Origin of the sequence: Pseudomonas sp. MIS38 (genome assembly GCF_019891575.1) — a bacterium.
Classification (GTDB): Bacteria; Pseudomonadota; Gammaproteobacteria; order Pseudomonadales; family Pseudomonadaceae; genus Aquipseudomonas; species Aquipseudomonas putida_A.
This window is the reverse complement of sequence record NZ_JAFLXF010000040.1, coordinates 1-21463: the sequence shown is the minus strand read 5'-3', so window position 1 is coordinate 21463 and position 21463 is coordinate 1. Positions and strand designations below refer to the sequence as shown.

The following is a 21463-nucleotide window of genomic DNA, read 5'->3' as shown; positions in this document are numbered from 1 at the left end:
CGAGCTTGCTCGCGAAAGCGTTGTGTCAGGCACAGCGATTGTGGAGGTGTCGACGCCTTCGCTGGCAAGCCAGCTCCCACAGGTATTTCGTTGTGCCTGAAATCTGTGAACGAGACCGTGGAGATTTTCATGCGTGAAGCGGCGAAGGGGCTTTTTTGATGTTCATCGGTTGCGCAGGCTGGAGTCTGGGGCGTGAGTATTGGCCGCAGTTTCCGGCCGAGGGCACGCATCTGCAGCGTTATGCCGCGCGGTTCGACTGCGTGGAAATCAACAGCTCGTTCTATCGCCCGCATCGGCGTCAGACCTATGCGCGCTGGGCGGATTCGGTGCCGCCGGGTTTTCGCTTTTCAGTGAAGGTGCCGAAGCAGATTACTCATGAGTTGCGTCTGCAAAACTGTGAGCAAGCGCTGGATGAGTTTCTCGGGCAGTGCGAAGGCCTGGCCGATCGGCTGGGGTGTTTGCTGGTGCAACTGCCACCGTCGCTGGCCTTTGAGCCGGCACGCGCAGAGGCGTTTTTCGTGGCGTTGCGCCAACGCTTCGCCGGTGACGTGGTGCTTGAGCCACGGCATGAGTCGTGGGTGGTGGCGGCGCCGATGTTGCAGGCGTATCGGATTTCCCAGGTCGTGGTCGATCCGTCGCGGATCAGTACCGACGGTTCGGCGCAGGGCTGGGCGGGTGTGCGCTATTGGCGACTGCATGGCGCACCACGGATTTATCACAGTGCTTACGAGTTGCCTTATCTGCGGCAGCTTGCGCAGGACATGCAGCTCTGTGCTGCTGAAGGCGCCAGCGTCTGGTGCATTTTCGACAACACCGCCAGTGGCGCCGCGCTGGGCAACGCGATGACACTGGCGGCGCTGATCCGGGCCTGAATCAGGCTGACAAGTGCTCGTACAAAATGGTCGCGCCGACGATCATCAGCACCACGCCACCGACGATTTCCGCACGCTTGCCGACGACCGCACCGAGCACCCGGCCGAGCATCACGCCAATGGTCACCATGGTCATGGTTGCCAGGCCGATGGCCGCTGCCGCCACCCAGATATTCACGTCGACAAACGCCAGGCCGACGCCGACCGCGAGCGCGTCAATGCTGGTGGCGAACGCGGTGACCGCCAGAATCAGGAACGAATGCTGGCCGGGTTTTTCTTCTTCCTCGTCTTCGTGTTTCAGGCCGTTGTAGATCATGTGCAGACCGAGAATCAGCAGCAGGGTGAAGGCGATCCAGTGGTCCCATTCGGCGACCCAGCGGGTGGCAGCCTGGCCGATCAGCCAGCCGATGATCGGGGTGATGGCCTCGATCACGCCGAAGATCAGACCGGTGCGCAGCGCTTCGGTCAGACGTGGTTTGTGCAGGCTGGAGCCTTTGCCGATGGCTGCGGCGAACGCGTCCGTGGACATGGCCAGAGCGAGAAATATGAGGGAAACAGGATTCACGGGGGCACACTTCCAGTCGGGCTATGAGTCAACGACACAACCACACGCCCGACTTCAGGCATGGATGTGTCGTCGGTCTCACCAACCAAAAGGTGTTCGTACCACGGCAGGTTGCCGAGAATGTTGATACGAACGCTTCCGAGGGACTCGGAAACAGGCTACTCCCCAACGAGGCTGCGGATCTTATGGGGGCAAACATGAAAATTTTGTCAAAAGCATTGAGGCGATCGATCAACACCAGACTCTGTGGCGAGGGAACTTGTCGAATCGTCGCACCGTCCCGCCGGGTCGCGCAGCGGCCCTTTCTTTGCCGAACAGCAGAAGGCCTGCTGCGCAGTCCAGCGGGAGCAAGCTCCCTCGCCACAATGCTTGTGCAGGGTTCGGGCGATGTTATTGACTCGAGAGCTCATTGATCCGCAACTCCGCACACAACCCGCCCTGCGGTCGGTTGTACAGCTGCAACGTGCTGCCGATCTTGCTGACGATCATCTGCACGATCGCCAACCCCAGTCCGGCGCCATTGCCGTGGCCGTGGCTGTAGAAACGCTCGAACAGCCGCGCGTATTCCTGCTCGTTGATCCCGGGCCCGCTGTCCTCGACGCTGATGTACACCGCGCCGCCCGCCTGCGGTTGCACCTGAACCCGTACCTCGCTGCCCGGCGGGGCGAAGTTCAGGGCGTTGGTCACCAGGTTCTGCAAGGCGATGGCGAGGGCCACCGGGTCGGTGTCGACCGGGCAGTGGTGGTCGCTGTCGAGGATCAGTTCGACGTCTTTTTCCAGGGCCAGCGGTGCCAGTTCGGCGAGCTCTTCGCGCACCAGTTCGGTCAGTTCCACGCTGCGGGTTTCGGGATTGGCCAGGTGCGGTTCGATGCGCGCCATGGTCAACAATTGACTGGCGATACGCGTCGCCCGATCCACCGCGCTGAGCAGATATTCCAGCGCCTCTTCGCGTTGTTGCGGGTTCGCCGCCAGTTGCGCGTTTTGCGCGTGGATCCGCAGGATCGCCAGCGGCGTGCGCAACTCGTGCGCGGCGTCGGCAATGAAGCGCCGCTCACGCGCCAGCAGATTGTCGATCTGCTGCAACAGGCGATTGAGCGCGGTCTGCATTGGTTCCAGATCGTGGGGCAGGGGGCTGAGGTGCAGCGGTTTCAGGGTTTCGGTGTCACGGCCGCGAATGCTCTGCGCCATGGCGCGCAACGGTTGCAGGCCCCAGCCGATGGTCAGCCAGATCAACGCAGCCAGTAGCGGTACGCCAATCAGGCTCGGCCAGACGGTGTGGCCGACGATGCGCTCGATCAGATCCTGGCGGATGTCGTCGCGCTCGCCGACCCAGATCAGCAGCCCTTGTTGCGAATCCTTGAGCAGGAACGCACACCAGTCGTGGCCGTTCTCCATCAGGTCATGGGAGCCGAGGGTGGTGGGCGGTGCGGCAAGCTCCGGCGCTTCGGCCGAGCGCACCAGCAACTGCCCGTCGCTGCGCCATACCTGAAAGGTCAGACGGGTTTCGTAAGGGTGCGCGGCCTCGCCGTCGCCGACCCGGCTCATGGCTTCATCGAAGGCCTGATAGAGCCGGCTCCAGTCGTTGTCGCCGGGCGCGCGCTGGGCCAGCACGCCTTGCAACAGGCGCGCGCTTTGTGCCAGTTGGGCATCATAGACCTCTTCGATTTCATGGTGACTGTCGCGCAGCACCAGCCAACTGATCAGCAGGTCGCCGATCAATACCAGAATCAGCACCGGCACCAGAATCCGCGCGCGTATGGAAATCATGGTTTGAGCTCCACCACATAGCCGACACCGCGCACGGTGCGGATCAAATCGCTCGAGAGTTTTTTGCGCAGGTTGTGGATCAGCACTTCGAGGGTGTTGCTCTCGACCCGATCCTGCCAGCCATACAGCGCTCGCGATAGGCGTTCGCGGGTGACGACCTTGCCGGGGCGGGCCATCAGTTGATGCAGCAGTTGATATTCCATCGGCGTCACCACCACGTCGGTGCCGTGCCAGGTGACCTGCTGCGTGACCGGATCCAGACACACTCCCGCATGCTCGAGCACCGGTTGCGCCCGGCCCTGGCTGCGGCGCAGCAACGCGCGAATCCGCGCTTTCAGTTCATCGACATCGAACGGTTTGATCAGGTAGTCGTCGGCGCCGGCATCCAGTCCGGCAATGCGTTCGGCAGTGCCGTCGCGGGCGGTGAGGATCAGCACCGGCAAGTCCTGTTGTTCACCACGCAAGCGTTGCAACAGCGCGAGGCCGTCGAGCCGTGGCAGGCCGAGGTCGAGCAGCAGCAAGTCGAAGCTCTCACTGCGCAGGGCGTGCAGGGCGCTGACCCCATCCTGCAACCAGTCGAGGGTGTAGCCTTCGCTGCCGAGGGCAACGCGAATGCCTTGACCGAGGGCGCGATCATCTTCGACCAGCAGTAGGCGCATAACGGATTCTCTTGAGGAAACACGGCGGTTGACCGGCGGCATCATGCCGCTGTGCAGCCAGCTGTGGCAGCTGACCCGACGGGAAAGATGTAACGACTCGTTGCCAACTAAGCTTCTACTAAGGTTGCTTTTGCACAGTGAGGCCTTCCTCATCGAGCGAGAGTGTTTCCATGCGCAAACTTCTGCTGTTGTCCCTCATCGTTGCCAGTCCGTTGGCCGTCGCCGGCCCGCAATGCACCACCGCCGAACGCTCGCAATGGCAAGACCAGAAAGCCTTTCAGGAGCAGCTCAAGGCTCAGGGCTACGAGATCAGCAAGTTCAAGGTCACCGACGGCAACTGCTACGAGATCTACGGTTTCGACAAGGACAAGCGCAAGGTCGAGATCTACCACGACCCGGTCAGCGGCAAAGCGGTGAAAACCGAGATCAAGGGCTGATGCCGAGCACGTCCGTGCGCCTGTGGGACCCCGTGGTGCGGCTGTTTCATCTGTCCATCGCGGGCGTCTTCGTCGCCAATTACTTCTTCAATGAAGCCGGTGACGCCTGGCACGTCTGGCTCGGCTATTACGCCATGGGCTGGCTGCTGGTGCGGCTGGTATGGGGCTTCGTCGGGCCGCGCAGTGCGCGCTGGGCGGATTTCTGGCCGACGCCGACGCGACTGTTCGCCCATGCGCGCTCGTTGATTGCCGGTCGGCCCGAGCATCGTCTTGGGCATTCGCCGATGGGTGCGCTGGTGATGCTGTTGATGTTGCTGGCGATGTTCATCACCGGTTTGAGCGGCTGGGCCATGGAAGAGGTCGATGCCTTGTGGGGCGCCGACTGGCCGTTGCAGGTGCACGAAACCGCTACCGACATCTTGCTGGTGCTGGTCTGCCTGCACATCGCCGCCGCGCTGTTCGAAAGTTTTCTGCTGCGCGACAACTTGCCGTTGTCGATGCTCACCGGACGCCGACGGCGCTTGCCGGACGATCCTCCGCGCTGACAGGGATGTTTTGTCGATTGCCCTCCATCCTGTTTTTGCCGTGAGTCCACTATGCGTGCGCTTCCCGATCGCTTGAAACTTATCCTCGGCGGACTGGCCGTGAGCCTGGTTTTCTTTGGTGCCTGGCGCAGTCATCCGGCTCATGTGCTGGCGCCATTTGCCGAGGCCACGCCGCCGGTCGATGCTTCGCTGCAGGCACCGGAGCCGCTGTACAGCAGTCGCTTCGTCTCCTCGCAACTGAATGATTTCGTGCACTCGTCGTCGGTGACCGCGCTGCCGGGCGGCGACCTGATGGCGGTGTGGTTCGCCGGTTCCCGCGAAGGCGCCGCCGACGTGCAGATCCGTACCGCCCGCTATGACGCCAACACCGCGGAGTGGGGCGCCGAGCAGGTGTTGGCCACTCGCGAATCGACCCGCGACGGCACCCGCCGCTACATCCGCAAACTGGGCAATCCGGTGATCGCCCTCGCGCCGGATCAACGGTTGTGGATGTTTTATGTCTCGGTATCCGTGGGCGGCTGGGCCACCAGTGCGATCAACGTGATGGTCTCGGATGATTTCGGGCGCAACTGGTCGGTGCCGCGACAGCTGATCACCTCACCGTTTTTCAACATCAGTACGCTGGTGCGCGCCGCGCCGGTGTTCCATGCCGACGGCTCGATCGGCCTGCCGGTGTATCACGAGTTCATGGGCAAATTCGCCGAGTACCTGTACCTGAGCGCGGACGGCGCGGTGATCGACAAATTCCGTATCAGCCGTGGCAAGCATTCGTTGCAGCCGACCATTGTGCCGCTGGACGGAAAACGTGCCGTGGCCATGCTGCGTTATGCCGGCGACACTCATCATCGAGTGCTGGCCAGCCGCACCGAAGACGCCGGGCAGACCTGGAGCGAGCCGTATCCGCTGGAACCGGCCAACCCCAATTCATCGCTCGCGGCAGTCGGCACCGACGACAACGGTCTGCTGGTGGCGCTCAATGATCTGCAGGACGGGCGCTTCAAGCTCAGCCTCTATGGCACCGATGCCAATCTGAACCACTGGCGCAACGTGATCGAACTCGATCAGTCGCCCGATCCGCTCGGCCAGCCGTTCGCCCCCGAAGCCTACAAGGCGATCATCGGCGAAGGCTTTCGCGCTTCCAGTGGTGCCCGGCGCTTGCCGCTGGAGCAACGCTTTCTGAGCAATCTGGATTACCGGGTGTGCAAGCCGCAGGGCTGTGATTTCGAGTACGAGTATCCGTACTTCAGTCGCGGCAGCGATGGCCTCTATCACCTGGTGTATTCGTGGAATAACACCTTCATCAAACATGTCAGCTTCAATGAAGCGTGGCTCGAGGAGCGCCTGTGATGCTGTTGCTCTGGCAAGCCCATTTGACATTCATCCTGCTGGGTTTTGTCCTGCTCGGCTCGTTGCAATGCACGCGACGCTGGCGCCCGTGGCTGTTGCCGCTGCTGGCGCTGGTCAGCTTCGTGCCAATCAACGAACTGCCTTTGGCGGCGTACGTGCGTAGCTTCACCGATGATCTGGCGATCACCACGCTGGTGTTGCTCGGCTGGGCCAGTCTGGTCCGACTGGGCGTGGTCGAGCGGCAGACATTGCCGGCACGGGTGCAGGTGCTGGTGCTGTTTACCGTGCTGGCCGCGCTGCTGTACCCGGCGACGATGGGCCTGACGTATTTCGATCCGTACCGTTGGGGCTTCAACCCACGGCCGATGATCGTCTGTATCGGCCTGCTGGCACTGGCGCTGTTGTGGCTGCGCAATACGCTGGCAGTGTCGATGCTTGCGCTGGGCACGCTGGCGTTCGCCTTGCGTCTCAAGGCCTCGGAAAACTATTGGGATTACCTGATCGATCCGCTGCTGCTGGGTTACTGCCTGATCGCCGCTGCAGCGCTGTGCATCCGTGAGGTCAGGCGTCTGCTGCGAGCCGCACCGGCCGGCGCGACATCTTCTATTTGAACCAACGACACTGAGGTCAATGATGGGCTGGTTGCAATCGCGACGCCTGCGCTATGGCGTGGGCGCGGCAGGTTTGGCGTTTTTGTTGTTTGCCGTGCTCAGGCTGGTGTTCGTGCTGGGGTTTTCCGGGATCGCGCCCAGCGAGTTCATCGGTAATCCGGCGCTGCGCGAAACCCTCGGGATCGGTTTGCGCTTCGACCTGCGCCTCGCCGTGTTGCTGATCCTGCCGTTGGCGTTGCTGGCCTGGGTGCCGCGCTGGAACCTCACGCGTCTGCCGTGGTTGCGCTGGGTCGCGCGGATTTACTGGCTGCTGGCGCTCGGCGTTATCGGCCTGCTGTACATCATCGATTTCGGTCATTACGCCTATCTTGGCGTGCGGATCAACGCCACGGTGCTGCGTTATCTGGAAGATGCGCAAATCTCACAACAGATGGTTTGGGAAACCTATCCGGTGCTGTGGATCGCGCTCGGCTGGTTGGCGGTGCTGGGCGTCTGGTTCTACGGACTTTTGCAGCTGGAACGGCTGACGCTGGCCCGTGAACCCGAGGTTATCCGGCGTCCGTCGCTGGCATTCGGCACCGGGCTGGGCGTGGTTGCGGTCCTGCTGGCGTTGCTCGGTCGGGTCGACAATCTCAACCTGGAAAACCCGGTGCCGCTGCGCTGGAGCGATGCGTTCTTTTCCGGTAACGCGCAGATCGCCGCGGTCGGTCTGAACCCGGTGCTGTTCCTGTACGACACGCTGAAAACCGGGCAGGCGCAATTCGATGAGGCGCAGGTGCGCGAGCACTATCCGCTGATTGCCCGTTATCTGGGCGTGGATCGACCGGATCCGCAATCGCTCAACTTCGAGCGTCAGCAAGGCGTGCAGCCGTATCGGCTGCCGGGCACGCCGAACGTGATGTTCGTCATGCTCGAATCGCTGGGCACCAGCGCCGTTGGCGCCTACGGCAATCCGTTGAACCCGACGCCAAACCTCGATCAATTGGCGGCCCAAAGCTGGTTCTTCAAACACTTCTATGTGCCAGTCACCGGCACTGCGAAAACCGTGTGGGCGAGCATCACCGGCGTTCCCGACGTGACGCGCCGCGAGACAGCCACCCGTCATCCGCTGATCACCCGTCAGCACACGCTGATCAACGCGTTCACCGATTACCAGAAGCTCTACATGATCGGCGGCAACGCCGGCTGGGCCAATATCAATGCGCTGATCCAACAGAGCATCGACGGCGTGCGCCTGTATCAGGAAAGTGACTGGCGTTCGCCGCTGGTGGACGTGTGGGGCATTTCCGATCTGGATCTGTTCAAGGAGAGCGACCGCATCCTGCGCGACTTGCCGAAGAACCGACCGTTCTTCGCCTACGTGCAAACCTCGGGCAACCATCGGCCATTCACCATCCCCAAGGACAACGACGGTTTCGAGGTCAGCAACCTGTCGCTGGAGCAGGTGCAGGCCGCCGGTTCGCGCAGCGTCGAGCAGTACAACGCGGTGCGCCTGCTGGATTTCAATATCGGCAAACTAATGGAATTGGCCAAGGCTGGCGGCTATTACGACAACACGATTTTTGTGTTCTTCGGCGACCACAACACGCGTATCAGCCAGATCCCGCACATGCCGCCGGCGTTCGAGCAACTGGGCCTGGAAAGCAATCATGTGCCGATGCTGATTCACGCCCCGGGCATGCTTGCGCCGAAGGTCATCGAGGAGGCGGTGGGGCTGACGGATCTGCTGCCGACGGTGGCGGGGATGGCCGGCGTGCCGTTCAGCAATGGCGCGATGGGCCGCGATGTCCAGCAACCGGCGCCGGAAGGTGAGCGCGTGGTGCCGCTGGTGCTGCGCGAGGGCACGTTTCCGTTGATTGGCGGGGTGACCAAGGATTTCCTCCTGCAGATGCAGCATGACGGCAGCTCGCCGACCCTGCATGATCTGGCGTCGAAGACCCCGCTGGATAACGTCGCCGGGCAAAATCCCGAGGAATTCCAGCGCCTTTTGGAGTTGACGCGGGGCCTGCACGAAAGCGCGCGTTTGATGCTGTACCGCAACGTGCGCTGACCGGATGGATGCCTGGTCAGCGCAGCGTTTTTAGCGGTTCAGGAACGCCAGCAGGTCTTCGTTCAGCGCTTCGGTGTGCGTTACGGCAAAACCGTGGGGCGCGCCGGCGTAGACTTTCAGCTCGGCGCCCTTGATCATCGCCGCCGCCTGTTTGCCGGTGGTTTCGAACGGCACGATCTGATCGCCGTCGCCGTGGATCACCAAGGTTGGTACGTCGATCTTCGCCATGTCCGGACGGAAGTCGGTTTCGGAGAACGCGGTGACGCAATCCACGGTGCCTTTCAGCGAGGCGAGCAGGGCGACGTTCAGGGTTTGCGTGAGCACGCCATCGGAGACTTTCTGGCCCTGATTGGTGCCGTAGAACGGCGCGGCGAAATCCGCGATGAACTGCGCGCGATCCTTGAGCAGGCCGGCCTTGATCCCGTCGAACACCGAGGTGTCGACGCCCTGCGGGTAGTCGGCCTTCTTGCCGAACAGCGGCGTCACCGCACCGAGCAGTACCAGCCCGGCAACGCGCTCGCTGCCGTGGCGGGCGATGTAACGGCTGACGTCGCCGCCACCCATGGAGAAGCCGACCAGCGTCACGTCGCGCAGGTCGAGGTGGTTGATCAGTTGCGCGATGTCATCGGCAAAGGTGTCGTAGTCGTAGCCGGTCCACGGTTGATCGGAGCGCCCGAAACCACGGCGGTCGAAGGCAATCGTGCGGTAGCCGCGACTGCTCAGGTATTCCATCTGGTATTCCCACATGTCGGCATCCAGCGGCCAGCCATGGCTGAACAACACGGGTTTGCCGCTGCCCCAGTCCTTGAAATAGATCTGTGTGCCGTCATCGGTAGTGAATGTGCTCATGGGAACTCCTTGCTGTGGGCGATCGTTCGGAAGGCCGGATGCCGCAATGGCCGCCCATCACTATCGGCGCAAATCGCGGCTGTCACTTGTACGCAAGTGCTCAATTGCCATGGCGGGTGGCGTGGTTCTTTTCCAGCGCCACAGTTGTAAGATGCAACCACACGCTGGATTTGATGGAGAAACACCCTGTGAAGCGCAAAAGCCTGCACGGCAACGCCTGCCCGGTCGCCCGTACGCTGGATTTGATCGGTGACTGGTGGTCGCTGCTGATCATCCGCGATGCGCTGGAGGGCATCCGCCGCTTCAGTGATTTTCAGAAGAATCTGGACATCGCCAAGAACATGCTCAGCGCCCGGCTCAAGGCCTTGGTCGAGCAGGGGATCCTGCAAACGGTGCCGGCCGCCGATGGCGGTGCCTATAAGGAATACGTGCTGACCGAACGCGGCAAGGCCTTGCAGACGGTGATCGTTGCGCTGTCGCAGTGGGGCGGGGAGCACCTGTATGCGCCGGGTGAGCCGGGTTCGGTGATGGTTGATGCAAAGGATCGTCAGCCAATTCGCAAGCTGCAGTTGATGTCGGCTGATGGCCGCTTGCTTGCACCGCACGAGGTGGCGACGGAGACAGGCGTTGAACACTGACAGGCGAGCGCAACATAGGTTTGACGTCAAAATGATGGCCATCTAATATCGCGGCGTTGTTTTGATGTCATTCCCCGTCCTGCTTGCTCAATAGAGATTTCCGCGTGAATAAACGTGTGCTCGTGATGTTGACCCTGCTGCTCGCGCTGCCAGGCTGCCATTCCAATGTGCGTAACTCTTCCCCCAGTCTGCTGAAAGACGGCATCCAGTTGCATCAGGACCAAGTGGTGGTGGACGCCCAGCACGCCAAGGTCATCATGAAATCATCTGGGGGCACCTATCCGGTGGAGTTTTCCATTCGCCGCGCCGATGATCCCGACCGCCGCATGGAAGTGCTCGGCACCGTTGTGGATTCCGGTCGTGGCAAGGTGTTCGGCTGGATCGCCAAACTCAACGAAGTGGCCAACAGCGCGACGGTCAAACGCTTTCCGCAACTGGAAGCACAGGCCGATGCCGGCAAGCCGTTTGAGGTCTCGGGGTATTCGAGCAGCCGGGTGACCGCCGGCATTTATACCTGTGGGCCGCTGAAAAATACCTTCACTCCGCAGCAGGGCAAGGTGTACCAGGTGGAATTCCAGTTCTCCGGTGATCTCTGCGAGCAGCACGTCTACGACGTTACCCAACCCCCGCAGCGCATTCCTGTAGCGGGTTGATCTTGCATACGCGATGCATCGAATTCAGTTGAAGAAAGGAAATACCAAGTGAAACGCAATCTCTGCCTGGCGCTCATCGTCCTGGCTGCAACACTGGGTGGCTGTGCCGCCAACAAACCGGGCAACGATCCATCCCTGATCGGTTCATGGAAAGGTATGCGGTCGGAAAACGGCAAGTGCCAGTTCCTGTCCTGGAAAAACAACTTCAAGCCTGACGGCACCTTCAACATTACTTTCTTCCGGGATGCTCAGCAGACCCAGCCGATCCAGACCGAACACGGCATCTGGAAGGCGGCCAACGGCAAGAACGAGTTGCGCACCGCCGGCGTGCCCCTGCCCGATATCTATACCTACAAACTGATCGATGCCGACACGGTGCATTACGTCAATGTGGCGAAGGACCCTTCGGGCGATTGCCAGGAAGACTACGAGTTCACCGAGCACCGTATTCGCGGTTGAGTCGGTCTGCGCAAGAAAGGGGTGCATCCATTCTGGCCAATGGATGCGCCCCTTTTTTCATGGCTTAACGGCTCCTGCTTCCTTTGTTAATTCCTTGATACAAACCCGACAAAAGGTTGAAACGATTGTTTGACGTCAAAATGATGGCCATCTAATATCGCGCCACTATTTTGATGTCATTCCGTATCGAGGGATCGAACATGTACCCACCCGCCCTCGCGGCGAGGTTGTGCGCAGCTTTGCTGTGCCTGTCTCCACTTCAGATTGCCTTCGCTGCACCCACTCCCGGTGAAACCGACCTGATCCGCGATCGCCAGAATCGCCTGCTTGAAGAGCAGCAGCGGCGTCTGGAAGAACTCAAGGACTTGCCCGGCAAAGATGCCAAGCCTGCGCAACCGGCAGCGCCCACCGATACCCGCTGTTTCCCGATCAAGGACATCGAGCTCAAGGGCGCCGACAGTCTGTCCGACAGCGACAAAACCCGCTTGCTCAAGCCTTACATCGACCAGTGCCTCGGGGTGCCGCAACTCAACGAGTTGCTCAAGGTCATCACCGACCATTACATCGAGAAAGGCCTGGTCACCAGCCGCGCCTACCTGCCGCAGCAGGATCTGTCTGGCGGGCACCTGAAAGTGCTGGTGGTCGAAGGCAAGCTCGAAGGCATGAAAGGCGCCGAGAACAGCAAGCTTTCGGAGCGTGAACTGGCGATGGCATTTCCCGGCAAGTCCGGCGAACTGGTCAACCTGCGCGAGATCGAGCAGATGGTCGATCAGCTCAATCGCCTGCCGTCCAATCAGGCCAAGATGGAGCTGGCGCCGGGCAAGAACGTCGGCGGCAGTGAAGTGCTGGTCACCAATAACCCGCAGAAGCCATGGCGGGCCGGACTGTCGCGCAGCAACGACGGCCAACGCAGCACCGGTGAACAGCAGTGGGGCACCACTTTCGATTGGGACAGCCCGCTGGGCCTGGCCGATCAGTTGAGCCTGCGCGGCGGTCACGATGCAATGACCGATCACCAGCACATCTCCAGCAACGCCATGCTCAATTACAACCTGCCGTGGGGCTGGTGGAACTTCAGCTACACCTACAGCCAGAGCGACTACCGCTCGCAGATCGCCGCCAACGGCTACAACTTCAAGCAGACCGGCGACAGCGAAAACCATCAATTGCGCGCCGAGCGAGTGATCCATCGCGACTCGGTGAGCAAGACTTCGCTCAGCGCCGGGCTGTCCTACCTGCGCACCAACAACTACATCGAAGACAGCAAGCTCAAGCTGAGCAGCAACCGCATCAGCGAAGCGCAGTTCGGCTTCAACCACGGTCGCCGCATCGGCAGTGCCTTCGTCAACTTCGACGCCGGCATGCAGGAAGGCATCGGCGCGTTCGACGCGCAGGGCAGCCACGATCCAGGCCCGGGCGAACCGGACGCACGCTACCGCAAATACACCGCGACCCTGAGCTACCTGCAGCCGTTCAAGGTATGGGGCGAATCCTTCACCTTCAGTAGCCTGATGACTGGCCAGCGCAGCGAAGACGTGCTGTTCAGTTCACAACGCACCAGCCTCGGCGGGCTGTCGTCGATCCGTGGCTACAAGGATCAATCGTTGTCCGGCGACAGCGGCGGCTACTGGCGCAACGATCTGCGCTGGAGCCGACCGGTCACGGCCGAATGGCTGCGCCCGGTGTTCGCTGAATACGGCACCAGCCTCGGTTACGACCAGGGCGTGATTCGTGGCGATCGTTACAACGGTGATCAGCACGGACGCATGTCGAGCAACTCGCTGGAACTGTTCGCCCGTGGTCAACACGTGGCTGCCAGCGTGACCTTTGCGCATTCCCTCGAGCGCCCGGACGTGCTGACCGAGCGCGAAGCGCCGATCTATTTCCGCCTCGACTTTTTCATCTAATTCAAATTCTTCGAGACCATCGACATGGATGTTCGTCAGTTCGCCTTCCTTGCAGGCCAGCCTTCTGCGGCCGTAAAAAACCGTGAGTCGTTTCTGGGCATGCCCAAGCGCGGGCTGGCGTTCCTGCTGGCGAACGTCATGTTCTGGCAACCGATGTGGGCGCAGGCCGACGGCATTGTCGTGGCCAACCCGAACACCGCGCTGGATCGGGCCGGCAATGGCGTGCCGATCATCAACATCGCCACGCCCAACGGCGCGGGCCTGTCGCACAACCAGTTTCATGATTACAACGTCGGCGCGCAGGGTGTCATCCTCAACAACGGCTCGAGCCAGACGTCGAACACACAATTGGGCGGCCACATCATCGGCAACCCGAACCTGAAAAACAGCGGCTCGGCGCAAGCGATTCTCAACGAAGTCATCAGCGGCAACCCAAGCCAGTTGCGCGGTTACACCGAAGTGGCGGGGCAGTCGGCGCGAGTGATCGTGGCCAATCCGTATGGCATCACCTGTAATGGTTGCGGTTTCATCAATGCGCCAAGGGTCACGTTGACCACCGGCAAACCGGTGCTGGATGGCGCGGGGCGGCTGGATCGTTTTCAGGTTGATCAGGGTTCTGTGGCCATTGAAGGCGCCGGCCTTAACGCGACCAACGTCGACCGCTTCGAAATCATCACCCGTAGCGCGAAGATCAATGCCGAAATCCAGGCGCAGAACCTGACCATCGTTGCCGGGCGCAACGACGTCAACGCACAGACCCTGAATGCCACGGCCCGTGCCGATGACGGCAGCACCAAACCGCAACTGGCAATCGACTCCTCGGCACTCGGCGGCATGTATGCCGGGGCGATCAAACTGGTTGGCACCGAGGCCGGGGTCGGGGTGAAGCTCGACGGTAAACTGATCGCCAGCGGTGGCGATATTCAGCTTGATGCTAATGGTCAATTGAGCCTGGCCGATACCTCGGCGACCGGTGCGGTCAAAGTCAAGTCGGCCAGCCTCGATGCGCGCGGTCCGGTGTATGCCGGCACGGCATTGAACGTGCAAACCCAAGGCAATCTGACCAACCGCCAGACCCTGGCTGCCCGCGACAGTATCAACCTCAGTGCCGGTGGTCAGCTGACCAACGCCGGAGTCATCGAGGCCGGGGTCAATGCCGACGGCGGACGTAACGCCAACGGTGATCTGAGCCTGAGTGCGCAAAACCTCGACAACACTGGCAAAAGCCTCATCGCCGGCCGCAATCTGACAGTCAGCACTGCGCAAACCCTGAGCAACCAGGGCGGTACGCTCAGCGGACAAACCGCTGCGATCAGCGCCGGCACGCTGGACAACCGCAACGCCGGCAAAGTGCAGAGCAACGGCATGCTGAACCTCAACGCCGCGCAGGTGCTCAACAGCCAGGGCGTGATCAACAGCAACGCCATTCTTACCGCCAACATCGGCCAGTTGATCAACAGCAACGGCGAACTCAGCAGCCAGACCGACGCGGTTCTCAACGTCACCTCACTGGATAACGTTGCCGGCCTGATGAGCGCCGGCCGTCTGCTCGAGATCAGCGCCCTCGGCGCGATCAACAATCGCACCGGCAAGATCGGCGCCAAACAGAATCTCACGGTAAAAGCCCAACAGCTCGACAACAGCCAGCAGGGCCAGTTGACCAGCGAAGGCACGCTGACCACGCGGATCAGCGAGCAACTGAACAACCAGAACAAGGGCCTGATTCAGGCCAACGGCGCCATGAACGTGCAGGCCACGCGCCTGGATAACCGCGCCGGCAAGATTTCCAGTCTCGACACCCTGACCGTCAGCAGCGCCAACACCGACAACCGTGGCGGGACGATTCGCGCCGACCAAGCGGCGAAGTTACTGATCGACACCCTGGACAACCGCGACAAGGGTCGCCTCGAAAGCAAGACGGCGCTGACCTTCGACGGCAACATGCTGAACAACAGCAATGGCGGCCTGCTGACCTCGACCGGCCTGTTGAGCCTCAAAGCCAAGACAGTCATCAATGATGGCGGACGGATGTCCGCCAAAGGCGATATCGACGCCAACGTCGACACCCTCAATCAAGAGCACGGTGAACTGGTCGCCGAAGGCAATCTGCTGCTGACCGGGAAAACCCTCAACAGCCATCAGGACAGCCTCGTTGGCTCGCTCAAAACCCTGACCGTCAACGTCGAGCAGATCGACAACCGCGCCAGCACACTGTCCAGCCAGCTGGATTTGCACATCAACGGTTCGCGTCTGGACAACAGCGACGGCGGCAAGGTGCTGTCCGACACCACGCTGGCGCTGAAAGTCGCGCAGATCATCAACGCCACTAACGGCCTGATTTTCAGCAAGGGCGCGAGCACGCTGAGCGGCACCGGGTTGAGTAACGTCGCAGGGCGGATCGTCAGTCAGAACAGTCTGGGGCTGACCTTCGACGGCGCGATGGATAACCAGCAAGGCCTCATCAGCAGTGAAGGGCAGATGACCCTCAGCGCCGGCAGTCTCGACAATCGCTTGGGCAAACTGTCGAGCCTTGAAGCAATGGCGCTGACCGCCACCGGTGCGGTACTCAGCCAGGGCGGCCTGATCGTCTCGCAGAAAGGCCTGACCTTCAAAAGTGGCAGCCTGGATAACAGCGCCAACGGCATCATCAGCGCCAAGGCCGATTCGACGCTGACAACCGGCGAGTTGAAGAACCGTCAGAGCGGCAGTATCGCCACCGATGCCACGCTGTTGTTGACCGCCGGGCACCTGGACAACTCCGGGGGCACCATCGGTAGCCAGCAGACACTTCAGGCTTCGCTGACCTCGCTGGAACAGGACGGCGGCGAGCTGTTCAGCAACAGCGACCTGACTCTGGACATGAACAACGGTCTGCTCAATAACCAGCGCGGCAATATCCATACGCCGGGCCAGTTGCTGCTGAAAAACCTCAAGGACGTCAACAACAGCGCCGGCGAAATCTCCGCCGCCAAGGCCTGGAGCGTCAACGCACAAAGCCTGAACAACGACGGCGGCAAACTGCTCAGCAACGAAAAGCTCACCCTGGTCATCGACCGTGCCCTGAGCAACGTCAAGGGCCTGATCGCCTCAGCCGACCTCGAAGCCCGTAGCACCAGTCTGGACAACAGCCACGGTGAAATCCGGGGTCGTGGCAATGCCGATTTCAGCGTGAGCGCAATGTTCGATAACCAGGACGGTGTGGTCATCGCCGACAACGGCCTGATCATCACCGCCACCCGCCTGGATAACCGTCAGCAAGGTCTGATCGGTTCGACCAACGCGCTGAAACTCAGCGTTGAGCGTGTCGACAACCGCAGCGGTGAGCTGTCGAGCAAGGCCGACGTGAGCCTGATCGGCGCCTGGCTTGATAACAGCGACAGCGGTTATATGCTCGCCGGCGGCAATCTGGCGCTGACCGTCAATGAGGTCATCAACCGCAATAAAGGCCTGCTGTCTGGCGACGCCGGGCTGACACTGACCGGTAAAAAGCTGGAGAACAGTGGCCGCCTGACCAGCCAGAAAGATCTCGCGATCAACCTCTCTGCAGATCTGAATAATGCGCAGGGTAGCCTCGTCAACGAAGGCGCTTTGGCGATTACTGCGCAAAGCCTCAACAACAATGGCGGCACCGTCTCGAGCGCCAAGGCACTCACCGTCGATACTCGCGACGCCGTCAGCAATCAGGGCGGCAAACTGCTGACCGACAGCGACCTCACCCTCAATAGCAGCGCGCTGGATAACCAGCAAAAAGGAGTGCTCAGCAGCAAGGCCAACCTGAGCATCAGCACTGGCGAACTCAACAACAGCCAAGCGAGCATTTACGCGGCCGACCATGTCAGGATCAATGCCGGCCAGGTCACCAATACCGCTGGCAGCCTCGGCTCTGGCAAGACGCTGACCGCCAATATCCAAGGCCTCGATCAGCAGGGCGGCAAACTGTTCAGCGGCGGCACCGTCAGCGTTGATCTGAACGGCGGCGCGCTGAACAACCAAGGCGGCGTGATCAACGCGCCGAACCAGTTACTACTGAAAAACCTCACCGACGTGAACAACCGTGGCGGCGAGATTTCCAGCGACAAGGCTTTTGAACTGATCGCCATATCGCTGGACAACAGTGGCGGCCAATTGCTGAGCAACCAGAAACTCACCCTGACCCTCGACAACGCCCTGACCTCGATCAAAGGCACGATTGCCGCTGCGGCCTTGCAGGTTCGCGCCGCGAGTCTGGACAACAGCGACGGCGGTGTGTTGCTCAGCGACAGCGACATCGAGGTCACTGTCGATGGCCTGTTAAAAAACACCAACGAGGGCAGCATCCGCGCTGCGCAACAACTGACCCTCAACAGCACCGGCCTGAACAATCAGGGCGGCACGCTGGTCGGCGTCTCAAGCCTGACGATGGATCTGGGCACCACCGCGCAGGATCTGAACAACCAAGACGGTGTGATCAGCAGCAAAGGCGGGTTGAGCATTGCCCATCTGCGCGACCTGAATAACAAGAACGGCGTGATCAACAGCAAAGGCGTGCTGAGCATCGCCACGCTGCGTGACCTGAATAACCAGCAGGGCGAAATCTCCAGCGTCAACAGCTTCAGCCTCACCGGCAACCGCCTCGATAACCGTGGCGGCAACCTGATCAGCAACGACCAACTGACCGTAAAAGCGGCCGACCTGAACAACCAGAACGGTCTGGTTTCCGGCTGGAAAGGCGTGAGCCTCAGCGGCGGCACCCTCGATAACAGTCTGGAAGGCGCGATCTCCAGCCAGCTCGGCAACGTCAACATCGACCTCAGCGGCGCACTGCTCAACCACAGCAAGGGTGGCATCGGCGGCCTCGGCGAAGTAACCATCACGGCCGCCAGTCTCGACAACAGCGGCGGCACGGTCAGCAGTGACGGCAAACAAACCCTGACCATGACCGGCGGCGCGATCAGCAACGCTTCGGGTGGCCTGATCAAAAGCGGCGATATCCTCGACATTCGCGCGGCCAGCCTGAACAACAGCTCCGGCAACGTCATGGCGAAAAAAGCTCTGACCTTCACCGGCGGGCCACTGAACAACACCAGCGGCAGTCTGGTCGGTGACGACAGCGTCACCCTAGATCTGCTCGGCGCCTTGACCAACGTCAACGGCGCACTCGGCAGCGGCGCTGCGCTGCTGATCAAACGCGCTGCCAGCGTCGACAACCAGGGCGGCCAGTTGATCAGCCAGACGCTGTTGAGCCTGCTCACCAGTGGCGATCTGAACAACAGCCAACGCGGCACTGTTTCGGCCAACGGCCAACTGGATCTCACCGTGGCGGGCACGCTGCGCAACGACGCTGATGGCTTGCTGTCCAGCCGCGATGCCGGCGTGTCCATCACCGCCGCCGCACTGAACAACTCCAAAGGCGCGGTACAAAGCATGACCGCGCTGAGCGTGAACACTGGCAGCGGCGCCATCGACAACCAGGGCGGCAAGATCATCGCCCAGAACGGCGACCTGACCCTCACCGCCGCCAGCCTCGACAGCCGTGGCGGTGTGCTGTCGAGCCTCAAGGGTTTGATGCAGACCCGCCTGACCGACGTGTTGCGCAACGGCCAAGGCGGCAAGATCGAAGGCAGCCGCCTCGACCTGCAAGCGCTCGGCGGTATCTACAGCGATGGCGGACGGATCGCCGCCAACAGCGGCAATATTCTGCTCAACGCCGGCGGCAACACCCTCGACAACAGCGGCGGCGGAATCTATGCCAAAGGCGTGGTGAAAACCATCGCCGGCCTGATGAGCAACAACAACGGCCAGATCAGCGGCAGCAGCATCGAGCTGGGTGTCGACGGCAATCTGACGAACCGCAGCGGCCTGATCGAAAGCGCCGGCACACTGGCGATTCGCGCCGCCAACCTCGACAACCAGGGCGGCAAACTGCGCGCGCTCGGCACCAGCGGCAAAACCGATTTCCAGATCGGCAGCCTGTTTGACAACCGTAATGGTCTGGTGGAAACCGCCAACACCGATTTCACACTGGCCGCGCCGAGCTTCCTCAATGCAGGCGGCTCGGTGACGCATGTCGGCCTTGGTGAATTCGGCATTTCCACCGCCAACGTGATGAACGCCGGCGGCTCGCTGGTGACCCGTGGCGGCCTGACGCTGAACGCGGACAGCTGGACCAACAGCAGCGTGATTCAGGCTGGGCGGTTGACCGTCAATGTCGGCAACTTTGTGCAGACTGTGAGCGGGCAGTTGCTCGCTTCCAATCAACTGGTGGGGCGTGGTGGTAACTGGACGAATGAAGGCTTGATTGCCAGCGATGGCAGCGTCGATATCCAGCTGAGTGGCAATTACGGCGGCAACGGGCGCACGAGCAGTCTGGGCGATCTGCAACTCGACGCCTCCACCCTCAACCTGAACAGCGCTACGAGTATCGCGGCCGGAGGCAATACGACCGTAGGCGCACGCGGAGGCCTGGCGATCGTCAACAACTATGGCCGGCTCAGCGCTGCCAATAATCTGATCCTCAATGGCGGCACCGTTAACAACTACGGCACGCTCGCGGGCGCGTCGGGTATGAAACTGACGGCATCATCACTGCTCAACGATCAGGGCGGGTTCCTGTTCAGCGGTGGCGACATGAAGCTTCGCGTGGGCAGCCTCAGCAACAAGAAATCCGATGTTTACAGCCTTGGCGGAATTGACATCGCACGGGACGATGCCGGTAATCGCGCGGCAACGGTGGAGAATCTTTCCGGGACGATGGAGAGCACCGGCGACTTCTCGATCAAGGCCGACTCGATTGTTAACCGTAGAGATCAGTTCAAGACGGTTTCCGAGATGTACTCGTCGGATATTGGAGTGCGTTGCTATTCGTGTGATCAGATCCCGCTTAACTGGACAGATCTGCAAGGAGGCAAACTACCATCTCACCTGGTCTGGGAGCAAAAGTTCAAGGTAAGCATTTCGGAGGGGGAAAGTTCCAAAGCCGCGTCCATAACTGCCGGAAAAAACTTTGATGCTGTGGGCGGCTCGTTCCTGAATTCGAACTCGTCGATCGCCGCTTCTGGAAACATCAACGTCAACGTGGCCAACTTCGAGAATTCGGGTACTGCCACTGGTGATTACGTTTCCCGCAAATACGTCAATGGCGGGCTCTCCGTTGCCCAGTGGAACGAAGTCGTTGCGTACAACATGTACAACGACGCGGACTACAACAAGGATCTGCACTTCTGGAATGCCAACGAATATGACTCACGGGTAGTTTCCAAGGTCGTCAGATATGGTGCCAAGGGTGAGGCTGATAACTGGTTCCAGACGTTCGGCTCGACCATCATTTCTTTGAATAAACAGAGTCAGGCCGTCAAGTTCGGAGATTCTCTCTATTCCTCGGGAGTCAGAACCGAAGCTCCAGACTTCATAAAGAATGCCGTGTTCAATGAAAAGATTGTCACCTCCGGCCCTTCAGGATTCGCCTCGGCGATCATCCAGGCCGCCGGCAATGTCACCATCAACGCCAGCAACAAAATCAGCAACGGTGTTGAAAAGGCCTACAGCTCAGGCGCCGCCGGCACCTCTCGCAACGCCAATACCGGCGCTGGCGGCACCGGTAAAACCACCGTCATCAGCCTCAACAGCCAACTGCCACCGGACTTGGCACAACAACAGGTCAACCCGCTGACATTACCCGGCTTCAGCCTGCCTTTCGGTGACAACGGTATGTTCCGCCTGAGCGGCAAAGGTGGTAGCGAACAGTCCTCGGTGCCCGCGCCGTCCTGGACCATCGGTACGCTGTCCGGCGAGTCGACCCGTCATACGGTCGGCATGCCCGCTCGGCCGTCCACCCAGTTCCAGTTCGACAACAACGACCCGGTGTCGATAAAAAAACGCGATCTGGCGCTGAGCGATGCCTCGTCGTTGAATCTTAACGACAGAACGGCTCAGTTCAACGTGGGTGCAACCGCCGCTGACGGTCCAGTCGGTGTGCTGGTTCCTGCTCGGGGCAACCCCGCCTTTGATGTACCACGCGTACAGGGCTTGCCCGACACCAGCGTGCGCTCCAACCCGCACAAATATCTGATCGAAACCAACCCGGCGCTGACCAACCTCAAGCAGTTCATGAGCTCGGACTATCTGT

Annotated in this window: 15 protein-coding genes and 1 riboswitch; of the genes, 11 read left to right on the top strand and 4 right to left on the bottom strand. The window is 60.9% G+C overall.

What is annotated here, in order from left to right; translation table 11 throughout:
- Nucleotides 1-158 precede the first annotated feature (158 nt).
- The gene (locus tag J1G18_RS27385) at nucleotides 159-872 is read left to right on the top strand and encodes a DUF72 domain-containing protein (RefSeq protein ID WP_223009495.1); all 714 of its coding nucleotides are present in this window, start codon (nucleotides 159-161) and stop codon (nucleotides 870-872) included.
- A gap of 1 nt (nucleotide 873) precedes the next feature.
- Here J1G18_RS27385 and mntP read toward each other — a convergent pair whose 3' ends face one another.
- The 3 genes from mntP to J1G18_RS27370 all read right to left on the bottom strand — a co-directional run bounded on the left by mntP (nucleotide 874) and on the right by J1G18_RS27370 (nucleotide 3863).
- On the bottom strand, nucleotides 874-1437 hold the full coding sequence (mntP, locus tag J1G18_RS27380; protein ID WP_134786634.1) for a manganese efflux pump MntP: 564 nt from the start codon (nucleotides 1435-1437) through the stop codon (nucleotides 874-876).
- Nucleotides 1438-1443: 6 nt separating this feature from the next.
- Nucleotides 1444-1616, bottom strand: a riboswitch (yybP-ykoY riboswitch).
- 211 nt (nucleotides 1617-1827) lie between these two features.
- Nucleotides 1828-3204: an ATP-binding protein gene (locus J1G18_RS27375; RefSeq protein ID WP_098964319.1), complete on the bottom strand. Its 1377-nt coding sequence runs from the start codon at nucleotides 3202-3204 to the stop codon at nucleotides 1828-1830.
- Nucleotides 3201-3863 (bottom strand): response regulator, encoded by a 663-nt coding sequence (locus J1G18_RS27370; protein WP_098964318.1) that lies wholly within the window; start codon nucleotides 3861-3863, stop codon nucleotides 3201-3203. The genes J1G18_RS27375 and J1G18_RS27370 overlap by 4 nt, the downstream gene beginning before the upstream one ends.
- Nucleotides 3864-4033: 170 nt before the next feature.
- Here J1G18_RS27370 and J1G18_RS27365 point away from each other — a divergent pair, with 170 nt between their 5' ends.
- The 5 genes from J1G18_RS27365 to J1G18_RS27345 are packed head-to-tail and all read left to right on the top strand — an operon-like array spanning nucleotide 4034 to nucleotide 8853.
- On the top strand, nucleotides 4034-4300 hold the full coding sequence (locus tag J1G18_RS27365) for a PepSY domain-containing protein (protein ID WP_007960465.1): 267 nt from the start codon (nucleotides 4034-4036) through the stop codon (nucleotides 4298-4300).
- Complete coding sequence (locus tag J1G18_RS27360) at nucleotides 4300-4845, top strand: cytochrome b/b6 domain-containing protein (RefSeq protein WP_223009493.1); 546 nt, start codon at nucleotides 4300-4302, stop codon at nucleotides 4843-4845. Before J1G18_RS27365 ends, J1G18_RS27360 begins: the two co-directional genes overlap by 1 nt.
- Before the next feature lie 51 nt (nucleotides 4846-4896).
- Nucleotides 4897-6192, top strand: a complete 1296-nt coding sequence (locus J1G18_RS27355) for a sialidase family protein (protein WP_223009491.1) — start codon at nucleotides 4897-4899, stop codon at nucleotides 6190-6192.
- A complete protein-coding gene (locus J1G18_RS27350; protein ID WP_098964315.1) occupies nucleotides 6192-6803 on the top strand; it encodes a hypothetical protein in 612 nt (203 codons plus the stop codon). The genes J1G18_RS27355 and J1G18_RS27350 overlap by 1 nt, the downstream gene beginning before the upstream one ends.
- Before the next feature lie 22 nt (nucleotides 6804-6825).
- A complete protein-coding gene (locus tag J1G18_RS27345) occupies nucleotides 6826-8853 on the top strand; it encodes an LTA synthase family protein (protein ID WP_223009498.1) in 2028 nt (675 codons plus the stop codon).
- A gap of 30 nt (nucleotides 8854-8883) precedes the next feature.
- Here J1G18_RS27345 and J1G18_RS27340 read toward each other — a convergent pair whose 3' ends face one another.
- A complete protein-coding gene (locus J1G18_RS27340) occupies nucleotides 8884-9702 on the bottom strand; it encodes an alpha/beta fold hydrolase (protein ID WP_210558768.1) in 819 nt (272 codons plus the stop codon).
- Between the two features lie 188 nt (nucleotides 9703-9890).
- Here J1G18_RS27340 and J1G18_RS27335 point away from each other — a divergent pair, with 188 nt between their 5' ends.
- The 5 genes from J1G18_RS27335 to J1G18_RS27315 form a co-directional block, all read left to right on the top strand.
- Entirely contained in the window at nucleotides 9891-10340 is a 450-nt protein-coding gene (locus J1G18_RS27335; protein ID WP_135296011.1) for a winged helix-turn-helix transcriptional regulator, read from the top strand.
- Nucleotides 10341-10465: 125 nt separating this feature from the next.
- Nucleotides 10466-10993, top strand: coding sequence for a hypothetical protein (locus J1G18_RS27330; RefSeq protein ID WP_262415694.1), 528 nt, complete (start codon nucleotides 10466-10468; stop codon nucleotides 10991-10993).
- A 48-nt stretch (nucleotides 10994-11041) separates the two neighbouring features.
- Nucleotides 11042-11452, top strand: coding sequence for a hypothetical protein (locus tag J1G18_RS27325; RefSeq protein WP_223009489.1), 411 nt, complete (start codon nucleotides 11042-11044; stop codon nucleotides 11450-11452).
- Nucleotides 11453-11652: 200 nt separating this feature from the next.
- Nucleotides 11653-13359, top strand: coding sequence for a ShlB/FhaC/HecB family hemolysin secretion/activation protein (locus J1G18_RS27320; protein WP_223009486.1), 1707 nt, complete (start codon nucleotides 11653-11655; stop codon nucleotides 13357-13359).
- A gap of 24 nt (nucleotides 13360-13383) precedes the next feature.
- The coding region (locus tag J1G18_RS27315; RefSeq protein ID WP_223009484.1) for a filamentous hemagglutinin N-terminal domain-containing protein at nucleotides 13384-21463 on the top strand (8080 nt) is incomplete at its 3' end.